Raw genomic sequence first — 19,852 nt, 5'->3', positions numbered from 1 at the left:
TGGGTCGCGTGAGCAGGATTATTTTCATTGATGTGGATGGTACGCTGGTGGATTATGACAATGCCTTGCCGGAATCGGCAGTGGCGGCTATCCGCCAGGCCAGGGCAAATGGGCATAAGGTATATATTAGCACGGGCCGCAGCCGGGCCGAGGTCTATCAGGAAATCTGGGACATCGGCCTTGACGGCATGATTGGCGGCAACGGCAGCTATGTGGAGGACAACGGGCAGGTGGTCATGCACCAGCTGCTCACGGCAGAGCAGAGTCGCCGCATCGTGGACTGGCTCCATGAGCGCCAGCTGGAATTTTATCTCGAAAGCAACAATGGTCTCTTTGCCAGCGAGAACTTCGAGACCCGGGGCGAGCCTGTCATGCAGGAATATTCGGCCCGCAAGGGACAGGACAATGCCGCCAGGATGACCGTGCGGCAGGCTTTCCCCGAAATGATTTTCGGCGGGGAGCTTTACCGGGACGATCTGAACAAGGTCAGCTTCATCCTCGAAAGCTATGAGGACTTCCTGGCAGCCAAGGAAGCCTTCCCGGATCTGCAGGCAGGTACCTGGGGCGGCGTCGGGGAAACGGCCCTGTTCGGGGACCTGGGCGTCAAGGGCATCACCAAGGCCCATGCCATTGATGAGCTGCTGAAACATATCGATGGCAAAATTGAGGATACCATTGCCTTCGGGGATGCCAAGATCGATATTCCGATGTTTGAATACTGTGCCGTAGGCGTAGCCATGGGCAACGGCGGTGAGGAGATCAAGGCGATGGCAGATTTCGTGACGGATGCCGTGGCCGAGGATGGCCTCTTCCATGCGTTTCAGCGGCTGGGGTTGATTTGATACAGGCAACGTGGTAACATAGGAGCATAAGAACATAAAAAGGTGCCTGTTGCCACCGGGTAGCAGGAAAGACGCCATATCTTTATCGTTAGGTCAGCGAAGATAAAGATATGGCGTTCTTTGCATATTGAAGGGGGATAGGATGATGTTCAGAAAGATGAGACGCTTTAAGCAGCAGATCAGTGAAGAGGAATGCCGTGAGGTATTGAACAATGCCAAGCGGGGAGTGCTTTCTCTGCTGGGGGAGGATGGCTATCCCTATGGATTGCCTATCAATCATTGGTACTGTGAGGAAGATGGCAAGCTGTATTTCCATGGAGCCAAGACGGGCCATAAGCTTGAGGCCATCAAGAAGTGTGACAAGGCCAGCTTCTGTGCCTACGATGAGGGCTACCGCAAAGAAGGGGAATGGGCCCTCAATATCAAGAGTGTCATCGCCTTCGGCAGAATCAGCCTGGTGGAGGACGAAGCGGTGGCTAAAAGGATATGTACCCATCTCGTAGGCAGATTCACCGACGATCAGGAATATCTGGAGAAGGAATTAAAAAATGCCCTGCCGCGGGTGCAATGCCTGGCGATGGGCATCGAGCATATGACGGGCAAGCTGGTGAATGAGTCGTAAGGAGGGGGAGCAGATGGAATTGAAACAAATCGAAGGCCGGCTGACGGTTTGCAAACTTAAAACGACGGCAGAAATTGACTTGAATCAAGATTTTTATTTTGTTGGCAGGACGGATGAGGAAATATCCCTGGTCTGCAAGACTGAGAATACTCCAACTAAAACACTGGAGCGTGACGATGGCTGGCGGGCCTTTCGTATAAAGGGAATACTTGATTTTTCACTGATTGGCATCCTGTCGAAAATATCATCCATATTGGCAGAAAATAAGATAGGGATATTCGCCGTATCCACCTACAACACAGATTATATCCTCGTTAAGGAAGGCGATTTTAATGCAGCATTAACGGCATTGGGGGAACACGGCTACAAAATCGTGTAATCGTTGGAGAAGGTTACAGTAGTTTTCCTGATTTAGGATAAACTAGGGCTATGATCATGTTTTTCAACGATTGCCTGATCGATTTCCTGTCCATTGGGCAGGAAGCACTTGATGATCAGGCGGTTTTCCTCTGCCGTAAGGGTCAGGTAATTGTCGGTCTCCGGCTGGGGAGCCACCTTTTCGTCCAGCGCGTGGTCAACCCACAGGCCGGGATAGCGGACATTACCGGCCACGCCCGTGAGGATATACAGCGGGCCGCTGCTATCCCGCTGGAAGTTGCGGATATGTCCCCGGTTGCGGTAGGTGTGCAGATGGGCCGTGAAGACTGCATCGATGCCCAGCTGGTCAAAGAGGGGCATGAAGGCCTCGCCCAAACCGGAAATCCCTTCTTTCCTCTCCGGCCGCTTGGTGATGCGGTATTGCAGCACGTCCTTGTGGATGAGCACGAGCTGCCAGCGCTTTGTGCTGGCAGCTGCGCTTTGCTGCAGCCATTGCTTCTGTTCTTCCAGCAGGCCGGGCTTGAAGGCTTCCGTCTCATCCCACTGGCTGTTGAGCACCATGAAATGCACATCGCCATAGTCGAAGTCGTAATAATAGCGGGCAAAATCCCTGCTGCCGTTGTCCGGCAGGGCAAAGTAATGGAGATAGGCCTCGGGCAGGCGCACCTTCCAGTTCTGGTCATAGGTCTCATGGTTGCCCATCAGAGGGGCAAAGGGGATGCGGTCAATGATGCCGTCCACACCATGGAACCAGGCCTGCCACTGGGTGTGGTCTTCGCCATTGTCCACGATGTCGCCCATGTTGATGAAAAAGGCCGCATCGGGGTTGCGCTTCGCCGCCGCCTGAGCCAGATTTTCCCAGTCGCTGTAATCGCTGGACTGGGAGTCGGGGAATATCAGGCACTGGAAGGTCTTGGCTCCGGCAGTTTTGAGACTGTGCCAATCGCTGGCATGGCTTTCCGACACCAAACGATATTCGTAGTCCGTTTCCGGGGTAAGGTTTTCCAGCCGGGCCAGATACTGCAGGTTCTCCACACCATCATCGGTGAAAAAGTCTTCCTGTGCATCAATCGTCAGCGAATCATGCTGCCCCCTGAGCCGGTACTCCACCTGTGGCTGGGAAAGCCTGCTGGCCGCCTGCCACATCAGCACCCGGCTGGTGGAGGCATTCGCTGTCATCAGCTGCCGCAGGAATCTGGCCTGTAGGTCTTCGGTCAGAGCCCGTACGCCGGTGACGGCCTGCCGGTAGAGAGGTCCCTTGGCAAAGTAAGCACCGCCGGCCAGCAGCAGCCCCCCGGCGGCAATCCCTTTCAGAAACCTGCGGCGTGAGAGCAGGTTGTTGTTCTTTGGTTCGTTTTTCATGCGTCCATCCTCAAATATAAATGATTCATCAACTATACTTTACTACTTGGAGCCAGCTTCAAGTCAAGGAAAAAATTCGGAGGACTGTTGGCGGAAATTCTCCTAAAGGCGCAATAAAAGGAAAACTGGTGTCAGCTTGCGGCTGGCACCAGTTTTCTGTATTTTGGGTTAATAAGGAAGATGGGGATTATGATTTGAGTTTTTCCGAGCATTTGAGAATCTCATCATAATGGGAAATCTTGTAGTCCAGCCGCTGCATGGTGGTTTGCAGGTTTTCCAGCTGTTCCTGCAGGCGGGCACGCTGCTCCACGAGGATATCCTTGCGGGCAGCCTCGGTGCCTTCCTGGAAGAACAGAGCGACGTAGTCGATAAGGGCTTCTACCTGCACCCCGGCACCGCGCATGCACTTGATGAATTCCACCCAGCCGCAGGAGGCCTCGTCAAAGTCCCGGATGCCGTTCTCCTTGCGGGGGACGTGGGGGATAAGGCCGATCCGTTCATAATAGCGGATGGTGTCAGCAGACAAATCGTATTTCTCACTTACTTCTTTGATGGTCATAATCTCACCTCATTATCGGGAACCGCTTGCTATGCCTTTAGTGTAGCATTTGGAGTCCACTCGAAGTCAATAGGTTTTGGGAAAACTTTTGTTGCTTTCGAGGCATTGAATATCTTGAGGGTTAGCAATCGATAAGGATTACAAAGCGTACTCCGCCAACTGGCAGGTTTTCGGCTTTTATAGTACCGCCGTGAATCTCTATATAATGGCGGGCTAAGGCCAGACCAATTCCCGAGCCGCCGTTTTTTCGGTTGCGGGATTTTTCCCCGCGATAGAATTGTTCAAAGATATGGGGCATATCTTCTGGTGGTATCCCAGGCCCGTTATCCTGTATTTCCATGCACAGGGAATGATCTTTTTGCTGGATTCGAAGCTGCACGGTACTTCCCGGGCCGCTGTAACGGCTGGCATTAGCTAACAAGTTGCCGATGACTTGACGCATGCGGTCTTGGTCTACGGATACGATGGGCAGATTATCCGCTACGTCAAGCAGCAGTTTTTGGCCGGATTCATCAAATAATGGCTGCATGAACTGGCCAAGCTGCAGGACTAACTGGCCGAAATCGGTGGGCTCTCGGTGAAGTTTCAGTTCCCGGATTTCGGCCAGGGACAGGTCACGCAGGTCCGTCACCAAACGGCTCAGGCGCATGACTTCCTCCTGCATGGAGAAGATGATTTCCGGTTCCGGGGGCGTGATGCCGCTGCTGATGTTTTCCAGATTTCCCTGCAGGATGGCTAGGGGCGTCCGTAGTTCATGGGCAATGCCAGCGAAAAACTCACGCCGTGATTTTTCATTGCGTGATAGGTCCTCAGCCATCTGGTTGAAGACCTGGGTCAGTTGGCCTACTTCATCATGGGCCGAAGCTGGCAGCTGCTGGTTGAAATTTCCCTGACCGATTTCCTTAGCCGCCTCAGTTAGGCGGCGCAGGGGCTTGGTGATGCTGGTGGATAGGAGATAGCTGGCCACCAGACCTAGGGCGATGAAAAACAGCCCCACCCACCAAAGGGATTGATGGACAGAGTGCAGGAACATCATTTCGGCTGTATCCTGCATTGGTGCTGCGGAATGATGAAGTTGCAGGAAATCATGGAAGGCTCGCTCCATTTGACCGTTCACTAGCACAATTAAGCTGCATACGGTGATGAGCAAAAGGAGAAAGGTACCTCCGGCCAATTTTAGGCGGATGCTTTGCCATTTATTCACTAGCGTCACCTCCAAAGCGGTAGCCTACGCCATACACGGTCAAGATATACATGGGCTTGCGGGTATCCTGTTCAATTTTGCGGCGCAGGTTGCGGATATGGGCGTCAATGGTTCGTTCATAGCCATCAAAGGCAAAGCCATGGCTTTGTTCCATCAACTGCAGGCGGTTCATCACCTGTCCAGGATGGCGCATCAATACTTCCAGCAGGGTAAATTCGATAGGGGTAAGCTCCAGCATTTTGTCGTTGAGTTGCACGGTATGCCTCAGGTTGTCTAAGACAAGGCCGCCGGCGGCAATTTGTTGTGTCTGGGGGGATGTATCGGCAAGTGAGCCGGAGGTTCGCCGCAGGACTGCCCGTATCCTGGCAGCTAGTTCCCGCATGCTGAAGGGCTTTGCCATGTAATCGTCTGCGCCTAAATCCAGACTTTCCAGTTTGTCTGCTTCTTCGTCCAGTGCAGTCAGCATAATGATGGGAACTTGGCTGATTTGCCGGATACGGCGGCAGATCTCTTTGCCATTCAGGTGAGGCATCATAATGTCTAGGACGACCAGGTCTGGCTGTTTCATCATCAGCGTCAAGGCTTCCAGCCCATCTTGGGCCCGGATGGTGGCAAAGCCCTCGTTGCGGAGAAATGGTTCCAGAACATCCAGCAGTTTTTCATCGTCATCTACCAGCAATATTTTTTTCTGCATTCTGTTTCCCTCGTATACGCAAAAGACGGACTCAATCATCAAGAGTCCATCTTCCTTGCTGTATTAGTGGTTCATTCCATGGGCGGCACCATTCGTATGATGCATGCCGCTCATATTGCTATCCATCATATCATATTGGGGGGCTGGCTGCCAACCACCTAATGAAGGGGATACCATGCCGAAAACCATAGCTACATGGCTGACAATCAGGAAGGTGACCAGCAGCAAGATATGACGGTGCATTTTTCTTTTTTCGTCAAAAGCCTTGCTTATGACGCCCATTTCCTGCAAGGCAATGGCTCCCAAGGGAATGACGCCTAGCATATAAAAGCCTACAGCCAGCAGGTCAATCCAGCCACGGAATTCAATCTGCGGTATCACGGCTGTGGCCAGGTACAGGAACACCCCGGTAAAATAAACGCCTAAAATCATGCCCAGATAGTGGCTAAGTTTTTTCCAGCTCTTATGTTCCTGGACATCGGACAGGATAAAAAATTCCGCCATGGTGATGAGTTCGGCCATTGCCACCGGCAGCACCATAAAGGCGATGAGATTCCAAGGCTGATTCGTCATCAAAAGTTCCATATAATTTGTCATACACTAATTCCTCCTCAAGGGTTGTTTATATTGACTGTTTACAGTATAGCGGCGAAATATGCAGAACTTTTGCAGAGAATGTGAAGATATTGTGAAGGTTTTTGCTTCCCATAGTATTGACAAATTTTATGTGTCCATATAAACTATTGGCATTGAAAAAGATTATAGGATTAGCGGATTCCCGCAGGTCATTCGATAGCGAAAGCCTATGGAGCCGTACAGCATTTTTGCTGTGCCGCTTCATAGGCTTTTCTTTATAAAAAACATAGGAGTGATTGGTATGAAGACAAAGAAATGGTTGGGCCTGGCGGCAGTAGGTGTGATTCTGGCAATGGGAACGTTGACGGGATGTGGCGGCGACGTAGCGGCAGAAAATGAGATAGCGGGCAAGGAATTTCTTAATGTTTCCTATGACCCCACCCGGGAACTCTATGCAGATTTCAATGACGTATTCAAGGAAGAATGGAAAAAGGAAGCCGGTGAAGATGTAACCTTCTCCCAATCTCATGGTGGCTCCGGCAAGCAGGCCCGTTCGGTGCGGGATGGACTGCAGGCTGATGTGGTGACGTTGGCGCTGGCGTATGATGTTGAGGAAATTGCCCAGGCGGGCCTTATTGACAAAAATTGGAGTAAGAAGTTCCCGGATAATTCCTCTCCTTACACCTCGACAATTGTATTTCTGGTGCGCAAGGGAAACCCAAAGAACATCCACGACTGGGATGACCTCATCCGCGATGATGTGAAGAGTGTGACGCCAAATCCCAAAACCGGCGGCGGCTCTCGGTGGAATTATCTGGCAGCCTGGGAATATGCCAAGGAAAAAAATAACGGCGACGAGGCAAAGATCAAGGAATTCATGAAAAAGTTGTTCAACAATGTGGTGGCTCTCGATTCCGGTGCCCGCGGTTCAACGACCTCCTTCGTACAGCGCGGTCAGGGGGATGTGCTGATTGCCTGGGAAAATGAAGCGCTGCTTTGCGTGAAGGATGCTCCAGACTCCTATGAGATTGTGGTACCGTCAATCAGCATTCTGGCAGAGCCCTCCGTGGCTGTGGTTGATGATGTGGTAGACCGTAAAGGAACGCGGAAGTTGGCAGAAGCCTATATCAATTTCCTCTATTCCAAGATGGGACAGGAGATTGCGGCGAAACATTTTTACCGTCCCCGGGATAAGGAAATCGCTGCCAAATACGCCAACATCTTCCTGCCGGTGAAATTGGTAACTATTGACGATGCCTTCGGTGGCTGGGCCAAGGCACAGAAAGAACATTTCTCCGATGGTGGAACCTTTGATCAAATTTATGAAAAGAAGTAATTCGAACAGAGAGGGGGAGAAATTTATTCTGCGAATTTTTTTTTGGAAGAAGTATTGACTTGAAGTTTACTCCAAGGTATAGACTTACAAACATCAGTTGAGATTTTGAAGGTTGTAAGCTAGAGCAAAGGAGCGATTTCATGTATTTGGAGAAAGTCACTGGCCCTGAGGATATCAAAGGTTTTTCCGCAGAACAGCGTAAGGTGCTGGCTCGCGAAATGCGGGAGGCTATGCTGAAAAGAGCCAGTATCCATGGCGGCCATTTCGGCCCCAATTTCGGTATTGTGGAGGCCACGATTGCCTTGCATACGGTGTTTGACTCGCCGAAGGACAAGTTTGTTTTTGACATTTCCCATCAGGCCTATCCCCATAAGATGCTGACGGGCCGCAAGGATGCCTATCTTTATGAGGAGCACTATGATGATGTGTCGGGCTATACCAACCCGGAGGAAAGTGAGCACGATATGTTCAATGTGGGGCATACTTCCACTTCCATCAGTCTGGCTACAGGCTTGGCTAAGGCCCGTGATTTGAAGGGCGACAAGGAAAACATCATCGCCATTATCGGCGATGGTTCCATGAGCGGCGGCGAGGCTTTGGAAGGGCTCGATACTGCGGGGGAGATGAAGTCCAACCTCATTATCCTCTTCAATGACAATGACCAGAGCATTGCCGAGGTGCATGGCGGCATGTATAAGGGCTTCCAAGAACTGCGTGATACCAACGGTAAGTCGGAACGCAATCTGTTCAAGGCTATGGGACTTGATTATCGCTTCGTGGCCGATGGCAATGATGCCGAGGCGATGATTGCGGCTCTGGAGGAAGTCAAGGATATCGATCATCCTGTGGTGCTGCATATCGTCACCCAAAAAGGAAAAGGCTATAAGTTTGCCGAAGAGAATAAGGAAGAGTGGCACTGGCATATGCCCTTTGATATCGAGACCGGTGAAGTGACACAGCCGTTGATTGACCCTTATGCGGAGCAGACGGCGGAGACCTTCCTGCGGCTAGCCAAGGAGGATAAGAAGTTTATCGCCATCTCGGCCGCTACGCCTGCCAGCATGGGGCTTACCCAGGCACGCCGTGAGGAGCTGGGTGAGCATTACATTGATGTGGGTATTGCCGAGGAGCAGGCGGTGGCTATGGCATCCGGTTTGGCGAAAAATGGTGCCCATCCGGTCTTTGGGGATTATTCCTCGTTCTTCCAGCGTACCTATGACCAGCTGGCACAGGATGTATGTGTCAATAACAGCCCCGCAACCTTCCTGGTGTTCTGGGCCTCCATGTACGGCATGAATGATGTAACCCATCTGGGCTTCTACGACATCCCCATGATGAGCAATATCCCCAATCTGGTTTACTTGGCACCGACCTCGCCGGAGGAATATCAGGCCATGCTGGACTGGTCGGTGGCGCAGGAAAAATACCCGGTAGCCATCCGGGTGCCCCATATGATGGTGGGGAGCTCCAATCGTCCTGTCCGCAAGAGCTATGACGAGCTGAACAAGTACGAGGTGGTCCGCCAGGGCAGCCAGGTGGCTATTCTCGGTCTGGGCAGTTTCTGCAATCTGGCGGAAGAAGCGGCGGCCAAGCTCAAAGAACAGGGCATGGAGGCTACGGTAATCAATCCGCTCTTTATCACGGGGCTGGATGAGGAACTGCTGGAAAGCCTGAAGGAAAACCACGATATGGTGGTGACGCTGGAAGATGGCGTGCTGGAAGGCGGCTTCGGCGAGAAGATTGCCCGCTTCTATGGTGCTGACAGGATGAAGGTGCTGAACTTCGGCCTGCCCAAGAAATTCTATGACCGCTATGATTATGGCAAGTTGGCGCAGGAACATCATCTGACTGCTGAACAGATTGCCGAGGATATCATAAAGACTTTATAAGTGTAGAAGGGAGAAGGATCCATTATGAGCAAAGCATTAGTCGCGTATTTTTCTGCCAGCGGTGTGACGGCCAAGGTTGCCAGCAATCTGGCCGAGGCCGCAGGGGCAGATCTTTTTGAGATCAAGCCGGAGGTTCCCTACACAAAAGAAGACCTGAACTGGCAGGACAAGAACTCCCGCAGCAGCGTGGAGATGCGGGATACTGCCTCCCGTCCGGCGGTGACGGGCAAGGTGGAGAACATGGGAGATTATGATGTGATTTTCCTGGGCTTCCCCATCTGGTGGTATGTGGCTCCTCACATCACCAACAGCTTTCTGGAAGAATATGACATGTCAGGCAAGAAAATCATTCTTTTTGCCACTTCCGGTGGCAGCGGCTTCGGCAAAAGTGTCGCAGGCCTTCAGGATAGCTGCCCAGGGGCGACAGTCATGGAAGGAAAAATTTTGAACGGCGGTCCTTCAATCGATGCGTTGAAAGAATGGGTGGAAAGTCTGACGCTTTGATTTATAATGGGGAAAAAGATGAACCGCAGAACATTTATTATGGGAGGTATCGGTGCTGTGGGCATGTTGTCTGCCGGCGGCTGGCTCTTTACCAGGCGGCCGGAGTTTGGCCGCCTGCCCCAAGGGCAAAGGCTGGCCCGCGTGCAGGTCTCGCCCCATTATAAAAACGGCCAGTTCCAGAATCTGGTGCCGGTGCAGGTGATGAATGAGGAGAGCGGGGAGAACCGCTTCGTGGCTATGGCGAAATTCCTCTTTGGGGATAAATCCGAGCTATCTCCCAAGGAAACCATGCTATCTCAAAAGACAGATCTGAAGGCTTTGGACAAAGACAAGGATGCCGTGGTGTGGCTGGGGCATTCCAGCTTCTTTTTGCAGCTGGGAGGACGCAGGATACTGATTGACCCGGTATTCAGCGACTATGCTTCGCCGGTGTTCTTCATCAACAAGGCTTTTCCGGGCAGCAATGTCTACACGGCTGATGATATGCCGGAGATTGATGTGCTGGTCATATCTCATGACCATTGGGACCATTTGGATTATCCTACTGTCATGGCCCTGAAGCCCAAGGTGAAGCAGATTGTCTGTCCTTTGGGCGTAGGAGAGCATTTTGACTTTTGGGGATTTGACATGTCAATTATGCGGGAGGAAGATTGGGATACGGAAATTAGGCTGGCGGAAGATTTCTCTGTCCATATCCTGCCCTCCCAGCACTTCTCTGGCCGCTTCCTTGACCGCAATCCAACCTTGTGGTGCGGCTTTGCCTTTGTGACGCCCCAGCGGAAGGTCTATTATACCGGCGACGGGGGCTATGGCGAGCATTTCAAGGCCATCGGCGAAAAGTTTGGCGGTTTTGATCTGATGCTTGGCGAAAACGGCCAGTACAATATGGCCTGGCATGCGATTCATATGCTGCCAGAGGAAACGGCCCAGGCAGCATCGGATGTGGGAGCAAAATTGCTTCTGCCTGCCCACGGCGGCAAGTTTGCCCTTTCCCGTCATCCCTGGCAGGAACCTTATCGGGAACTGACTCGTTTTAGCCAGGGGCGGGGGTATAAGCTGCTGACTCCGGAAATTGGCGAAGCGGCTTATCTTGACAGTGGCAGCACTCAGAACTTTGGGCCCTGGTGGGAGGACATGAAATAACAGCAAAAGAGCGTCATCGATGTTGATGACGCTCTTTTACTGCATTGAGTTTTTTATTCTTGTTTTTCAACCATCGTCTGGTCAATAGCAGAGAAAATGTTTGAGGAATGTTCCTGTTTACAGAAATCTATTTTTCAGAGCTTCTAAAAACTTCTGAGAGGCTTTGGAAAATACCTGATTCTTTTTCCAGGCGATAAATGGCTGGGCAAAAATCTCTGGCTTCAGGGGGCGACAGCAGATGTCGCTCCCTTTTGTATTGATGATGTTTTCGAAGGCCAGAACACAGCCAAGTCCCTCCCGTACCATCAGGGAGGCGTTGTAGAGCAGGGTGTAGGAACCAGCGATATGCAGCTCTTCCAGAGGCTTGCCTAACCAGTTTAGCAGTTCATCTCCGTGGGTGCTGGGAGAGAGGGTTTGTCGTGAGATAAGCAAAGGCTGGTTATGCAAGTCAGTAGGGGAAATGGTTTCATTTTGGGCCAGTTCGTCCTGATTATTCATGAGCACTACCCACCGGTCTCGGGCTGGCAGGGAAAGTTGATGATATTTCGCCGGGTCAAGGTCACCATAGACATAACCAAAGTCGATAAGGCCCCTGTCCAGACGATGCAGGGTGGTTTCGCCATCGCCGCTGATGATATGGAAGCGGATGTCCGGATAAGTGTTGCGGATTTCCTTTGCCACCTGCATGACCAGGCGGAAGTTTACCGATTCCCCGGCTCCGATGCGGATGTCACCGGAAATTGACCGGTCATTGCTCAAGAGTTCTCCCTCGGTTTTTTCTACTAAAGAGAGAATTTCCTCAGCCCGGCGGCGTAAGAGTTCGCCGTCTTCGGTGAGCAGAACTCGGCGTGGCTCTCGGATAAGCAGCGTCTTGCCATATTCATCTTCCATATCCTTTATCTGGCGTGAAAGTGTTGGCTGGGAAAGATGCAGTTTCTCCGCTGCCCGGGAAAAGTTGCCTTCCCTGGCTACGGTCAAAAAATAATTCAATACCCGCAGTTCCATCGCTTAAAGCCTCCTTTGTGTGTGCGTCTTTTTCCTTAATTATACCGAGGGAAATCTATTATTGTAAAGCATAGAATGATATTTGATATAGGTATTGGTATTAGAAGAGTCCTTTTGCTATACTCAAATCATCAAGCAAGAGTGAAGCGAGCAAGGAGGATTCAACATGAGAAAATCTTTGAAAATAATGCTGGCTGGTATCGTGTGTACAGGAGTGATGACTATGGGCATGAGTGCAGAGGCAGCTGTAAAGGATAGAAATATGATGCAAAGTGCAGAAAAGCAAGGAGACCGTGCCATCAAGGCAGAAAAGCTGAACCTTACGAACAAATGGGACAAGGTCTTTGCCAAGAGCGACAAGGTTGACCACCGCAAGGTGACCTTTGTGAACCGTTATGGCATTACACTGGCGGCAGATATGTATGTGCCCAAGAATGCCTCAGGCAAGCTTCCGGCCCTGGCTGTAAGCGGCCCCTTTGGTGCTGTGAAGGAGCAGTCTTCCGGTCTGTATGCCCAGGAAATGGCAGAGCGTGGTTTCCTGACCATTGTCTTTGACCCCTCATTTACTGGCGAAAGCGGCGGCCAGCCCCGTTTTGTGGCATCACCTGATATCAATACGGAAGACTTTTCTGCAGCTGTGGATTTCCTTTCCACTCAGGAGAATGTTGACCCGGAACGCATTGGCATTATTGGTATCTGCGGCTGGGGAGGCATGGCCATCAATGCCGCGGCTATGGATACCCGCATCAAAGCCACAGTTGCTTCCACTATGTACGACATGAGCAGGGTTATGGCCAATGGGTATTTTGACAATGACAAGGATGCCGAGACACTTGCCAAAGAACGCTATACTAACCGTCAGGCACTTAATAAACAGCGTACAGAGGATTATAGGAACGGCTTTTATAAAAATGCCGGGGGTGTGCCAGACCAGCTGCCGGATGATGCTCCTTGGTTTGTAAAGGACTACTACACTTACTACAAGACCGAGCGTGGCTATCATCCCAGGTCCTTGAATTCCAACGGTGGTTGGAACCAGACTACGGCACTTTCCTTTATGAACATGCCCATTTTGTCCTACAGCAATGAGATACAGAATGCAGTCATGGTGCTTCATGGTGAAAAGGCTCATTCTCGCTACTTTGGAGAGGACACATTCAAAAAGTTGCAGGGGGACAACAAGGAACTGGTTATCGTGCCTGGAGCTTCTCATATAGACCTTTATGACAACAGGGACAAGATTCCCTTTGACCGTCTCGTGGCCTTCTTTGACAAGAACCTGAAATAAGCTTTGGCTGAGCCTTCCCTGTGGGGAAGGCTTTTGTAAATCAAGGGAAATTTTTATCCTGAAAAACCATAATTTGTTGACTTAGAGTTAGCTCCAGGTGTTAGAGTAAAAGAAGATTGTAGGAGGAATGCGAAATGCAAACATATAGAAATGAAACGTTTGATGAAGAGAGAGCCTTGTACGGCAGCCAGGGAGTAACGCTGGTTGAGTGCCACTTTGATGGGCCTGCTGACGGGGAGAGTGCATTGAAGGAGAGCCGGGATATTGATGTGCAGGATACATTTTTCAATCTCCGTTATCCATTTTGGCACGATGAACATTTGCAGATAGCAAATTCTGAGCTTACGGAGTTTTGCCGGGCCGCTATCTGGTATTCGCGAGGAGTGCGGATAAAAGATTCTCGGTTGCATGGGATTAAGGCTTTAAGGGAATGTGCTGATGTAGTCATTGCAAATAGCGATATAGATTCTGCTGAGTTTGGTTGGTCAGTAAATGGCATCAAAATGCTGGATACCCACGTAAAAAGTGAGTATTTCATGCTGCGGTCCAGCAATTTGCAATTTGATCAGGTAACCATGCAGGGAAAATATTCTTTCCAGTATATTGAGGATGCAGTATTTACCGCTTGTAACTTTGATACCAAGGATGCTTTTTGGCATGCTGAAAATGTAACGGTAAGGGACAGTGTTATCAAAGGAGAATATCTTGCATGGTATGCAGAAAACATCACCTTTGAAAATTGCACGATTATCGGCACGCAGCCATTTTGCTACTGCAAAAACCTGAAACTGATTAACTGCCGCATGATAGGTACTGATTTGGCCTTTGAAAAATCCACGGTGCAGGCAACAATCCTGACTGTGGTAGACAGCATTAAGAATCCGCAAGCGGGGACGATACAAGTAGCTGGCGTGGGAGAACTTATTATGAATGACCCGGAGGCTCAAGGCCGGGTTATACTGACGGATGGCGAAGATAAAGCCATGAAGATAACGGCCTGAAACAGGGGAGATAGTCATTTTCCCTTTCGTTTAGGTTTGTCAGGGATATTATAAGTCTGCTTATCTATTACTGTAAAGCATAGATTGATATTTTTTATAAGTATTGGTAATTTGAGCCTGCTGCCCGTATACTAGAACCATAGAAACGCAACGAACTGGCTGAAGAAAGGAAATGGCTATGAAGAAGATTGCAAATAAGAAAAAGATGGTTTTGGCAGCTGCATTGGCAGGCATCATGTCCTTTGGGGTGATGGGAGCTTCTGTAAGTATGGCAGCAACGCCTGCCAAGGTGTTAGGGGAAAATTCCCAGATGAAGAATTCTTCCATCCGTGATCTGAAAAACGATACCCGTACCTTTGCTGTGGACAAGGATATTGAAACCAAGATGGTAAAGTTTACAAACTGCTATGGTTTCGAGGTAGCTGGGCATATGTATCTGCCCAAGGGCTTTGACGCCAGCAAAAAGTATAAGGCTGTGGTGGTCACGGGGCCTTTCGGTGCCGTCAAGGAACAGTCCTCTGGCCTTTACGCTCAGGAACTGGCGAAGCATGGTTTTGTGACGGTGGCTTTTGACCCGTCAACTACGGGTGAAAGCAGTGGCAGCCGCCGTAATATGGGCTCTCCGGAAATCTTCACAGAGGACTATCACGCCGCTGTGGATTTTGTCACCAACCTGAAATTTGTAGACCCGGATAAGGTGGGGGCCATGGGAATCTGCGGTCTGTCCGGCATGGCCATTACCGCTGCGGGCAGCGACAGCCGTATCAAGGCGGTGGCTACTTCGGCTATGTACGATATGAGCGAAAGCATCAGCGACCATTATGCCGGTGCTTATTACAGCCCCGAGCAGCGGGAACTGGTCAAGCAGCATATTGCCAAAATGCGGGATGAAGAAGCCAAGACGGGCAAATCCATCCGTGGGGCTCATGAGCTGGGGGTAAACAATGAGGGACAGGTGGAAACCTTTGATACCATGTTCCCGGATAAGCTGCCTGCCGATGCCAATGCGGTCATTCAGGATTTCTATGGTTATTATGTGGGCCGGGCCTATCATCCCCGGGCCATCAATTCCAATACTTCGGCCTGGGATTCCACTACACCATACGGATTCTTTGATTTCAAGCTTATGAGCAATATTGATGAACTGGGAAAAACGCCGGTGCTGCTGATTACCGGAGACAAGGCACATTCCAAGTATTTCTCGGATAATGTCTATGCCAGGATAAAAGGGGAAAAGGAAGAAATCATAGTGCCCGGGGCTACCCATGTTGACCTTTACGACCAAATGGACAAGATTCCCTTTGCCCGTCTGGTGGACTTCTTTGATAAAAACTTAAAGTGAGTTGCCGACGAGCCTTCCCTGCGGGGAAGGCTCGTTTGCGAAGAGGGAGTATAATTGTGAAAAACAAGAATCTGTTGCTGTTCATCCTGGCTGTGGGGGTGTTCAGCATACTGAACACGGAGATGGGCTTTATCGGCATTCTGCCCTACATTGCCGAAGAATACAATGTGACCATTGTGCAGGCAGGCTGGCTTATCAGTCTCTTTGCCCTTGGAGTAGCGGTGGCTGGGCCTACCATGCCACTTATGATGTCCAGATTTAACCGAAAGCACGTGATGGTTTTTATTTTGGGACTGTTTACCTTGTGCAATGTGGTGGCGGTCTTTGCAGAAGATTTCTATGTGCTGCTATTGGCGAGGGTCATACCTGCCTTTTTCCATCCCGTCTACTGTGCCATGGCGTTTTCGGTGGCGGCAGCATTGGCACGACCCGGCGAAGCACCAAAAGCGGTAGCAAAAATCAATGTTGGCGTTTCTGCCGGTATGGTGGTGGGAGTGCCCATCAGTAATTTCTTGGCGGAACAGATATCCCTGTCTGCCTCTATGACTTTTTTCGCCGTGGCAACTCTGTTGGTGCTCCTGGCCACCTTATGGCTGGTACCATCCATGCCTGCTAAGTCACGCATGAGCTATGGCAGCCAGCTGGCTGTGCTGAAAAAGCCACAATTGTGGGCGTCTATTATGGCAGTGGTGTTTTTGAACGGCTCGATTTTTGGCGTATTCAATTATCTGGCTGATTTTCTGTCTGTGGTCTCCGGGGTAACACCCGCTCTGGTCAGTTTATTGCTTCTTGTTTATGGGCTGTGCAATATTCTGGGCAGTTTGTTGGCGGGAAATCTTCTGACCATACGCCCCTTGTCTGTGGTTAAGGCATTTCCTTTAGCTACGGCTATGCTGTATGGGGTTATGCTTGGCGGTGGCAGTGTCTGGCCTTTTATGGGAGTTTTTGTAGTTATGTGGGGCATCTTGGGGGGGATCAATGGCAATATAAACCAGTATTGGATAACCAAGGCAGCTCCCGAAGCCCCGGATTTTGCCAATGGTCTCTTTCTTACTGCGGCCAATATCGGCTGTGTTTTGGGGACAACAGTTGGCGGCTGGTTTATAGAGGGATGGGGAACTGAATATGTAGTGTTGGCTGGCCTTGTGCTTTGCGGTGCAGCAGTTCTGGTTGTATGGGGGCAGTGCCTGATGATGAAAAGTGCGTCTGGTTTGCGTATACAGGCTCAAAAAGTATAATAATTCCTTGACTTGGAGTTTGCTCCAGGTGTTAGAGTGGAAAAAGGGGGAGAGACATTGGGCAAGCTTTGGTTTATAGCTGCATTGGTGGCAGTGCTTTGTGTATCCGGCTGCGGTGCGGAAAGCAGCCGGGCAGAACAGAAAAATGCATCGGCTGTAGCGGTTAAATCTATAGAACCCATAGAGACTAAAGGAGAGAGCACAGTGGCTAACCATATAAAGCTGAATATTTCTCAGCAGGAGTATACGGCGGTTTTGGAAGATAATCCGGCAACCAGGCAGCTTATGGCAAAATTCCCCATGACTTTGGAGATGGAAGAGCTTAATGGCAACGAAAAGTATTACCAGTTTACTGAAGGTTTTCCTGCCAATGATGAAGATATAGGCCAGATTCATGCCGGGGATATTATGCTGTTTGCCGGGCATTATGTGGTGATATTCTATAAGGACTTCCTCAGTCAGTATCGCTATACCAGGCTGGGGCATATTGAAAATCCCCAAGGCTTGGCCGAATCATTGGGGGCGGGGAAAGCAGTGGTGAGTTTTCGGAAATGATTGTGTATGGAGGAGAGCGTATGAGCAAGAATGTATTAGTGATTTCCACGAGCCTGCGGAAAAACAGCAATTCAGAACAGCTGGCGGCAGCGTTTGCTGATGGAGCCAGAGAGGCGGGGCATGAGGTAGAGGTGCTATCCCTGCGTGATAAAACCTTGGGCTTTTGCCGTGGTTGTCTTGCCTGTCAGAAAACGTTGCAGTGTGTAATCAAGGACGATGCCAATGATATTGTGGAGAAGATGGGGAAGGCCGATGTACTGGTATTTGCGACACCCATCTATTACTACGAAATGTGCGGTCAGCTGAAGACGCTTTTGGATAGGGCAAATCCTCTGTTTCCGACAGAGTATGCATTCAGGGAGATTTATCTTTTGACCACGGCTGCTGATGAAGATGCAAGTGCTGTAGATGGTGCCCGTAAGGGGCTGGAAGGCTGGGTAACATGTTTCCAAAAAGCCTGCTTAACGGATGTGCTGTTTTGTGGTGGCGTGACGGATGCGGGAGACATTGCTGGAAACACGGCTTTGACAAAAGCTAAAAAACTGGGAACCAGTTTGTAATTATGAAATGTTTCAGGAAGGTTTAGGTATGAACAAAACCAACCATATATTGACACGCCGCAATTTCTTAAAGGCTCTTATCGGTGGCGGACTGCTCTTAGGTGGCGGAGTCTTTCTTGGGAAAGGGACATGGTATCGGCAAGTGGCCAATGGCATGCGAAATCTGACCAATGACCTGGATTTTCAGTGCCTAATTTTCCCGGATTCCCAGTCCAGCGATTACAGTGATTGGGAGCATTGGGCCCAGGAGGCGGCATGGCGTAATCCTGAGGCGGCCTTTTTCGTCAATATGGGAGATATCGTGGACAATGGCGAGGACCATACCCAATGGCAGGCCTCATCATGACAGCAAGGGGCCCCTCTATATCCTTACGGGGGTGGCAGGGAACGTGCGTTATCCGGGACTTTGGATAGACCATGCATTGGATGAGCGGGTTGCTCCACAGCCGGAGACAGACAATTACCTTACTATGGATGTGACGAAAGAGCGTATTGTCATCAAATGGTTCCTGCCGGACGGGCAGGAAATAGACCAGGTGGAAGTGGCAAAGAAGTAATAAGGGAAAGGTGGCAAGGCTATGGAAAAGCGAATGTCCAGACGAAAATTTGTTAGATTGGCCGGGGCAGCTCTGGCCGTTGTAGCACTGCCAGGGTGCAGTCTGGCAGCAGATAAACTTACCGAAGAAAAAAAGACGCAGGTACCAACAGCCGTAAAAAGTGGCGATATCTATGTACCGTACAGTGAGCGTCAGGGGAAAGAATCCGTAGTCTATTTTACCCGTGACCTGTCGGCGGCAGGCCTCTTAAAAATCTATGACAGGATAAGTCAGAACCTTAGGGGCAAGGTGGCGGTGAAGCTGCACACCGGCGAGCCCCATGGCCCCAATATCATTCCCCGTCCCTGGGTAAAGAGACTTTTGGCTGATCGCTTGCCTGAGGCTCATATCATCGAAACCAACACCTATTACAATGGTGGCCGTTATACCACGGAAGACCACCGCAGAACGCTGGCCATTAACGGTTGGACGGAGTTTGCCACAGTGGACATCACCGATGAGCCAGGAACTGCCATGCTGCCGGTGCCTGGGGGTAAGTGGTTTCAGGAAATGAGCGTGGGTCAGAATATGCTGAACTACGATTCCCTGCTGACACTGACCCATTTCAAGGGGCATGCCATGGGAGGTTTTGGCGGCTCCAACAAGAATTTGGGCATTGGCTGTGCCGATGGTCGCATTGGCAAGAAAATGATTCACAGCGGTGACAGTGGCCAGCAGTGGGGCATCGTGCAGGAAGAGTTTATGGAACGTATGACCGAGTCCACCAAGGCCACAGTAAATCACTTTGCCGGGAAAATCGCCTTTATCAATGTTTTGCGGAATATGAGTGTGGACTGCGATTGTGCAGGTACTGGGGCCAAGTCCGTGGTAACTCCCGATGTGGGCATGGTGGCTTCTCTGGATATTCTGGCTGCCGACCAGGCTAGCGTGGATTTGGTCTATGCTCTGCCAGAAGAAAGCAAGCATGACTTGGTGGAGCGGATGGAATCCCGACATAGCATGCGTCAGCTTACCTATATGAAAGAAATGGGTATGGGCAATGACCGTTACCAGCTTGTAGATATTGATAATAGCGATGAGATAATCGATGTACAGACAGCAGTCCAGGGGATTAAAGGTACCTGGGCTGGCGAAAAAATTTGATGGGGGTGTGTTATGAAAGGCAGGACGTTCCTGGCGGCAGGACTGGCCGCTGGC

At 50.5% G+C, this 19,852-nt stretch carries 22 protein-coding genes; 16 read left to right on the top strand and 6 right to left on the bottom strand.

Annotated features, from left to right (window positions below):
• The first annotated feature begins 8 nt into the window (after positions 1-8).
• The 3 genes from BLQ36_RS06040 (at position 9) to BLQ36_RS06030 (ending at position 1,843) form a co-directional block, all read left to right on the top strand.
• Positions 9-842 (top strand): HAD family hydrolase, encoded by an 834-nt coding sequence (locus BLQ36_RS06040; protein ID WP_074514613.1) that lies wholly within the window; start codon positions 9-11, stop codon positions 840-842.
• Positions 843-984: 142 nt separating this feature from the next.
• Positions 985-1,464 (top strand): pyridoxamine 5'-phosphate oxidase family protein, encoded by a 480-nt coding sequence (locus tag BLQ36_RS06035; protein ID WP_318260925.1) that lies wholly within the window; start codon positions 985-987, stop codon positions 1,462-1,464.
• Between the two features lie 13 nt (positions 1,465-1,477).
• A complete protein-coding gene (locus BLQ36_RS06030) occupies positions 1,478-1,843 on the top strand; it encodes an ACT domain-containing protein (protein ID WP_074514610.1) in 366 nt (121 codons plus the stop codon).
• A gap of 32 nt (positions 1,844-1,875) precedes the next feature.
• Here the strand turns inward: BLQ36_RS06030 and BLQ36_RS06025 are convergent, their stop codons facing one another.
• From BLQ36_RS06025 to BLQ36_RS06005, 5 genes are all read right to left on the bottom strand, one after another.
• Positions 1,876-3,204 (bottom strand): purple acid phosphatase family protein, encoded by a 1,329-nt coding sequence (locus BLQ36_RS06025; protein WP_074514608.1) that lies wholly within the window; start codon positions 3,202-3,204, stop codon positions 1,876-1,878.
• A gap of 187 nt (positions 3,205-3,391) precedes the next feature.
• Complete coding sequence (locus tag BLQ36_RS06020; protein WP_074514607.1) at positions 3,392-3,763, bottom strand: MerR family transcriptional regulator; 372 nt, start codon at positions 3,761-3,763, stop codon at positions 3,392-3,394.
• Positions 3,764-3,884: 121 nt separating this feature from the next.
• Positions 3,885-4,967, bottom strand: coding sequence for a sensor histidine kinase (locus BLQ36_RS06015; RefSeq protein ID WP_074514605.1), 1,083 nt, complete (start codon positions 4,965-4,967; stop codon positions 3,885-3,887).
• Complete coding sequence (locus tag BLQ36_RS06010; RefSeq protein WP_074514823.1) at positions 4,960-5,661, bottom strand: response regulator transcription factor; 702 nt, start codon at positions 5,659-5,661, stop codon at positions 4,960-4,962. The genes BLQ36_RS06015 and BLQ36_RS06010 overlap by 8 nt, the downstream gene beginning before the upstream one ends.
• A gap of 63 nt (positions 5,662-5,724) precedes the next feature.
• Positions 5,725-6,258, bottom strand: coding sequence for a DUF6803 family protein (locus BLQ36_RS06005; RefSeq protein ID WP_074514603.1), 534 nt, complete (start codon positions 6,256-6,258; stop codon positions 5,725-5,727).
• A 280-nt stretch (positions 6,259-6,538) separates the two neighbouring features.
• Between BLQ36_RS06005 and BLQ36_RS06000 the strand changes: the two genes are divergently transcribed.
• The 4 genes from BLQ36_RS06000 (at position 6,539) to BLQ36_RS05985 (ending at position 11,109) form a co-directional block, all read left to right on the top strand.
• The gene (locus BLQ36_RS06000) at positions 6,539-7,573 is read left to right on the top strand and encodes a sulfate ABC transporter substrate-binding protein (RefSeq protein ID WP_074514602.1); all 1,035 of its coding nucleotides are present in this window, start codon (positions 6,539-6,541) and stop codon (positions 7,571-7,573) included.
• 140 nt (positions 7,574-7,713) lie between these two features.
• Entirely contained in the window at positions 7,714-9,462 is a 1,749-nt protein-coding gene (locus BLQ36_RS05995; protein ID WP_074514600.1) for a 1-deoxy-D-xylulose-5-phosphate synthase, read from the top strand.
• 24 nt (positions 9,463-9,486) lie between these two features.
• Positions 9,487-9,966 (top strand): flavodoxin, encoded by a 480-nt coding sequence (locus BLQ36_RS05990; protein WP_074514599.1) that lies wholly within the window; start codon positions 9,487-9,489, stop codon positions 9,964-9,966.
• 18 nt (positions 9,967-9,984) lie between these two features.
• On the top strand, positions 9,985-11,109 hold the full coding sequence (locus tag BLQ36_RS05985; protein ID WP_074514597.1) for an MBL fold metallo-hydrolase: 1,125 nt from the start codon (positions 9,985-9,987) through the stop codon (positions 11,107-11,109).
• Between the two features lie 117 nt (positions 11,110-11,226).
• On the opposite strand, the gene BLQ36_RS05980 is transcribed toward BLQ36_RS05985, so the two are convergent.
• Entirely contained in the window at positions 11,227-12,114 is an 888-nt protein-coding gene (locus BLQ36_RS05980; protein WP_074514596.1) for a LysR family transcriptional regulator, read from the bottom strand.
• A gap of 166 nt (positions 12,115-12,280) precedes the next feature.
• Here BLQ36_RS05980 and BLQ36_RS05975 point away from each other — a divergent pair, with 166 nt between their 5' ends.
• The 9 genes from BLQ36_RS05975 (at position 12,281) to BLQ36_RS05935 (ending at position 19,798) form a co-directional block, all read left to right on the top strand.
• A complete protein-coding gene (locus BLQ36_RS05975; protein WP_074514594.1) occupies positions 12,281-13,402 on the top strand; it encodes an alpha/beta hydrolase in 1,122 nt (373 codons plus the stop codon).
• Positions 13,403-13,536: 134 nt separating this feature from the next.
• Complete coding sequence (locus BLQ36_RS05970) at positions 13,537-14,403, top strand: DUF3737 family protein (RefSeq protein WP_074514592.1); 867 nt, start codon at positions 13,537-13,539, stop codon at positions 14,401-14,403.
• A gap of 178 nt (positions 14,404-14,581) precedes the next feature.
• Positions 14,582-15,745: an alpha/beta hydrolase gene (locus BLQ36_RS05965; RefSeq protein WP_074514591.1), complete on the top strand. Its 1,164-nt coding sequence runs from the start codon at positions 14,582-14,584 to the stop codon at positions 15,743-15,745.
• Positions 15,746-15,801: 56 nt separating this feature from the next.
• The gene (locus BLQ36_RS05960) at positions 15,802-16,983 is read left to right on the top strand and encodes an MFS transporter (RefSeq protein WP_318260924.1); all 1,182 of its coding nucleotides are present in this window, start codon (positions 15,802-15,804) and stop codon (positions 16,981-16,983) included.
• A 57-nt stretch (positions 16,984-17,040) separates the two neighbouring features.
• Positions 17,041-17,538 carry a cyclophilin-like fold protein gene (locus BLQ36_RS05955; RefSeq protein ID WP_081342242.1) on the top strand — a complete coding sequence of 166 codons (498 nt, stop codon included), beginning with the start codon at positions 17,041-17,043 and terminating at the stop codon, positions 17,536-17,538.
• A gap of 20 nt (positions 17,539-17,558) precedes the next feature.
• Positions 17,559-18,098, top strand: a complete 540-nt coding sequence (locus tag BLQ36_RS05950; protein WP_074514590.1) for a flavodoxin family protein — start codon at positions 17,559-17,561, stop codon at positions 18,096-18,098.
• 28 nt (positions 18,099-18,126) lie between these two features.
• Complete coding sequence (locus tag BLQ36_RS13645; protein ID WP_074514589.1) at positions 18,127-18,444, top strand: hypothetical protein; 318 nt, start codon at positions 18,127-18,129, stop codon at positions 18,442-18,444.
• Positions 18,407-18,655 (top strand): hypothetical protein, encoded by a 249-nt coding sequence (locus BLQ36_RS13240; protein WP_412582550.1) that lies wholly within the window; start codon positions 18,407-18,409, stop codon positions 18,653-18,655. Before BLQ36_RS13645 ends, BLQ36_RS13240 begins: the two co-directional genes overlap by 38 nt.
• 21 nt (positions 18,656-18,676) lie before the next feature.
• Entirely contained in the window at positions 18,677-19,798 is a 1,122-nt protein-coding gene (locus BLQ36_RS05935) for a DUF362 domain-containing protein (RefSeq protein WP_074514587.1), read from the top strand.
• Positions 19,799-19,852: the final 54 nt, after the last annotated feature.

This window comes from Selenomonas sp. WCT3, assembly GCA_900100835.1.
Lineage (GTDB): Bacteria > Bacillota > Negativicutes > Selenomonadales > Selenomonadaceae > Selenomonas_A > Selenomonas_A ruminantium_E.
Note: the sequence above shows the minus strand (reverse complement) of the source record. Positions and strands in the feature narration are given on the sequence as shown.

Coding starts and splice junctions, on each gene's coding strand:
- BLQ36_RS05980 (WP_074514596.1), bottom strand. CDS start 12,114: ATGGAACTGCGGGTATTGAATTATTTTTTGACCGTAGCCAGGGAAGGC.
- BLQ36_RS05985 (WP_074514597.1), top strand. CDS start 9,985: ATGAACCGCAGAACATTTATTATGGGAGGTATCGGTGCTGTGGGCATG.
- BLQ36_RS05935 (WP_074514587.1), top strand. CDS start 18,677: ATGGAAAAGCGAATGTCCAGACGAAAATTTGTTAGATTGGCCGGGGCA.
- BLQ36_RS05965 (WP_074514591.1), top strand. CDS start 14,582: ATGAAGAAGATTGCAAATAAGAAAAAGATGGTTTTGGCAGCTGCATTG.
- BLQ36_RS13240 (WP_412582550.1), top strand. CDS start 18,407: ATGGCGAGGACCATACCCAATGGCAGGCCTCATCATGACAGCAAGGGG.
- BLQ36_RS05995 (WP_074514600.1), top strand. CDS start 7,714: ATGTATTTGGAGAAAGTCACTGGCCCTGAGGATATCAAAGGTTTTTCC.
- BLQ36_RS05970 (WP_074514592.1), top strand. CDS start 13,537: ATGCAAACATATAGAAATGAAACGTTTGATGAAGAGAGAGCCTTGTAC.
- BLQ36_RS05975 (WP_074514594.1), top strand. CDS start 12,281: ATGAGAAAATCTTTGAAAATAATGCTGGCTGGTATCGTGTGTACAGGA.
- BLQ36_RS06000 (WP_074514602.1), top strand. CDS start 6,539: ATGAAGACAAAGAAATGGTTGGGCCTGGCGGCAGTAGGTGTGATTCTG.
- BLQ36_RS05950 (WP_074514590.1), top strand. CDS start 17,559: ATGAGCAAGAATGTATTAGTGATTTCCACGAGCCTGCGGAAAAACAGC.
- BLQ36_RS05990 (WP_074514599.1), top strand. CDS start 9,487: ATGAGCAAAGCATTAGTCGCGTATTTTTCTGCCAGCGGTGTGACGGCC.
- BLQ36_RS06010 (WP_074514823.1), bottom strand. CDS start 5,661: ATGCAGAAAAAAATATTGCTGGTAGATGACGATGAAAAACTGCTGGAT.
- BLQ36_RS06005 (WP_074514603.1), bottom strand. CDS start 6,258: ATGACAAATTATATGGAACTTTTGATGACGAATCAGCCTTGGAATCTC.
- BLQ36_RS06025 (WP_074514608.1), bottom strand. CDS start 3,204: ATGAAAAACGAACCAAAGAACAACAACCTGCTCTCACGCCGCAGGTTT.
- BLQ36_RS06035 (WP_318260925.1), top strand. CDS start 985: ATGATGTTCAGAAAGATGAGACGCTTTAAGCAGCAGATCAGTGAAGAG.
- BLQ36_RS13645 (WP_074514589.1), top strand. CDS start 18,127: ATGAACAAAACCAACCATATATTGACACGCCGCAATTTCTTAAAGGCT.
- BLQ36_RS06030 (WP_074514610.1), top strand. CDS start 1,478: ATGGAATTGAAACAAATCGAAGGCCGGCTGACGGTTTGCAAACTTAAA.
- BLQ36_RS06020 (WP_074514607.1), bottom strand. CDS start 3,763: ATGACCATCAAAGAAGTAAGTGAGAAATACGATTTGTCTGCTGACACC.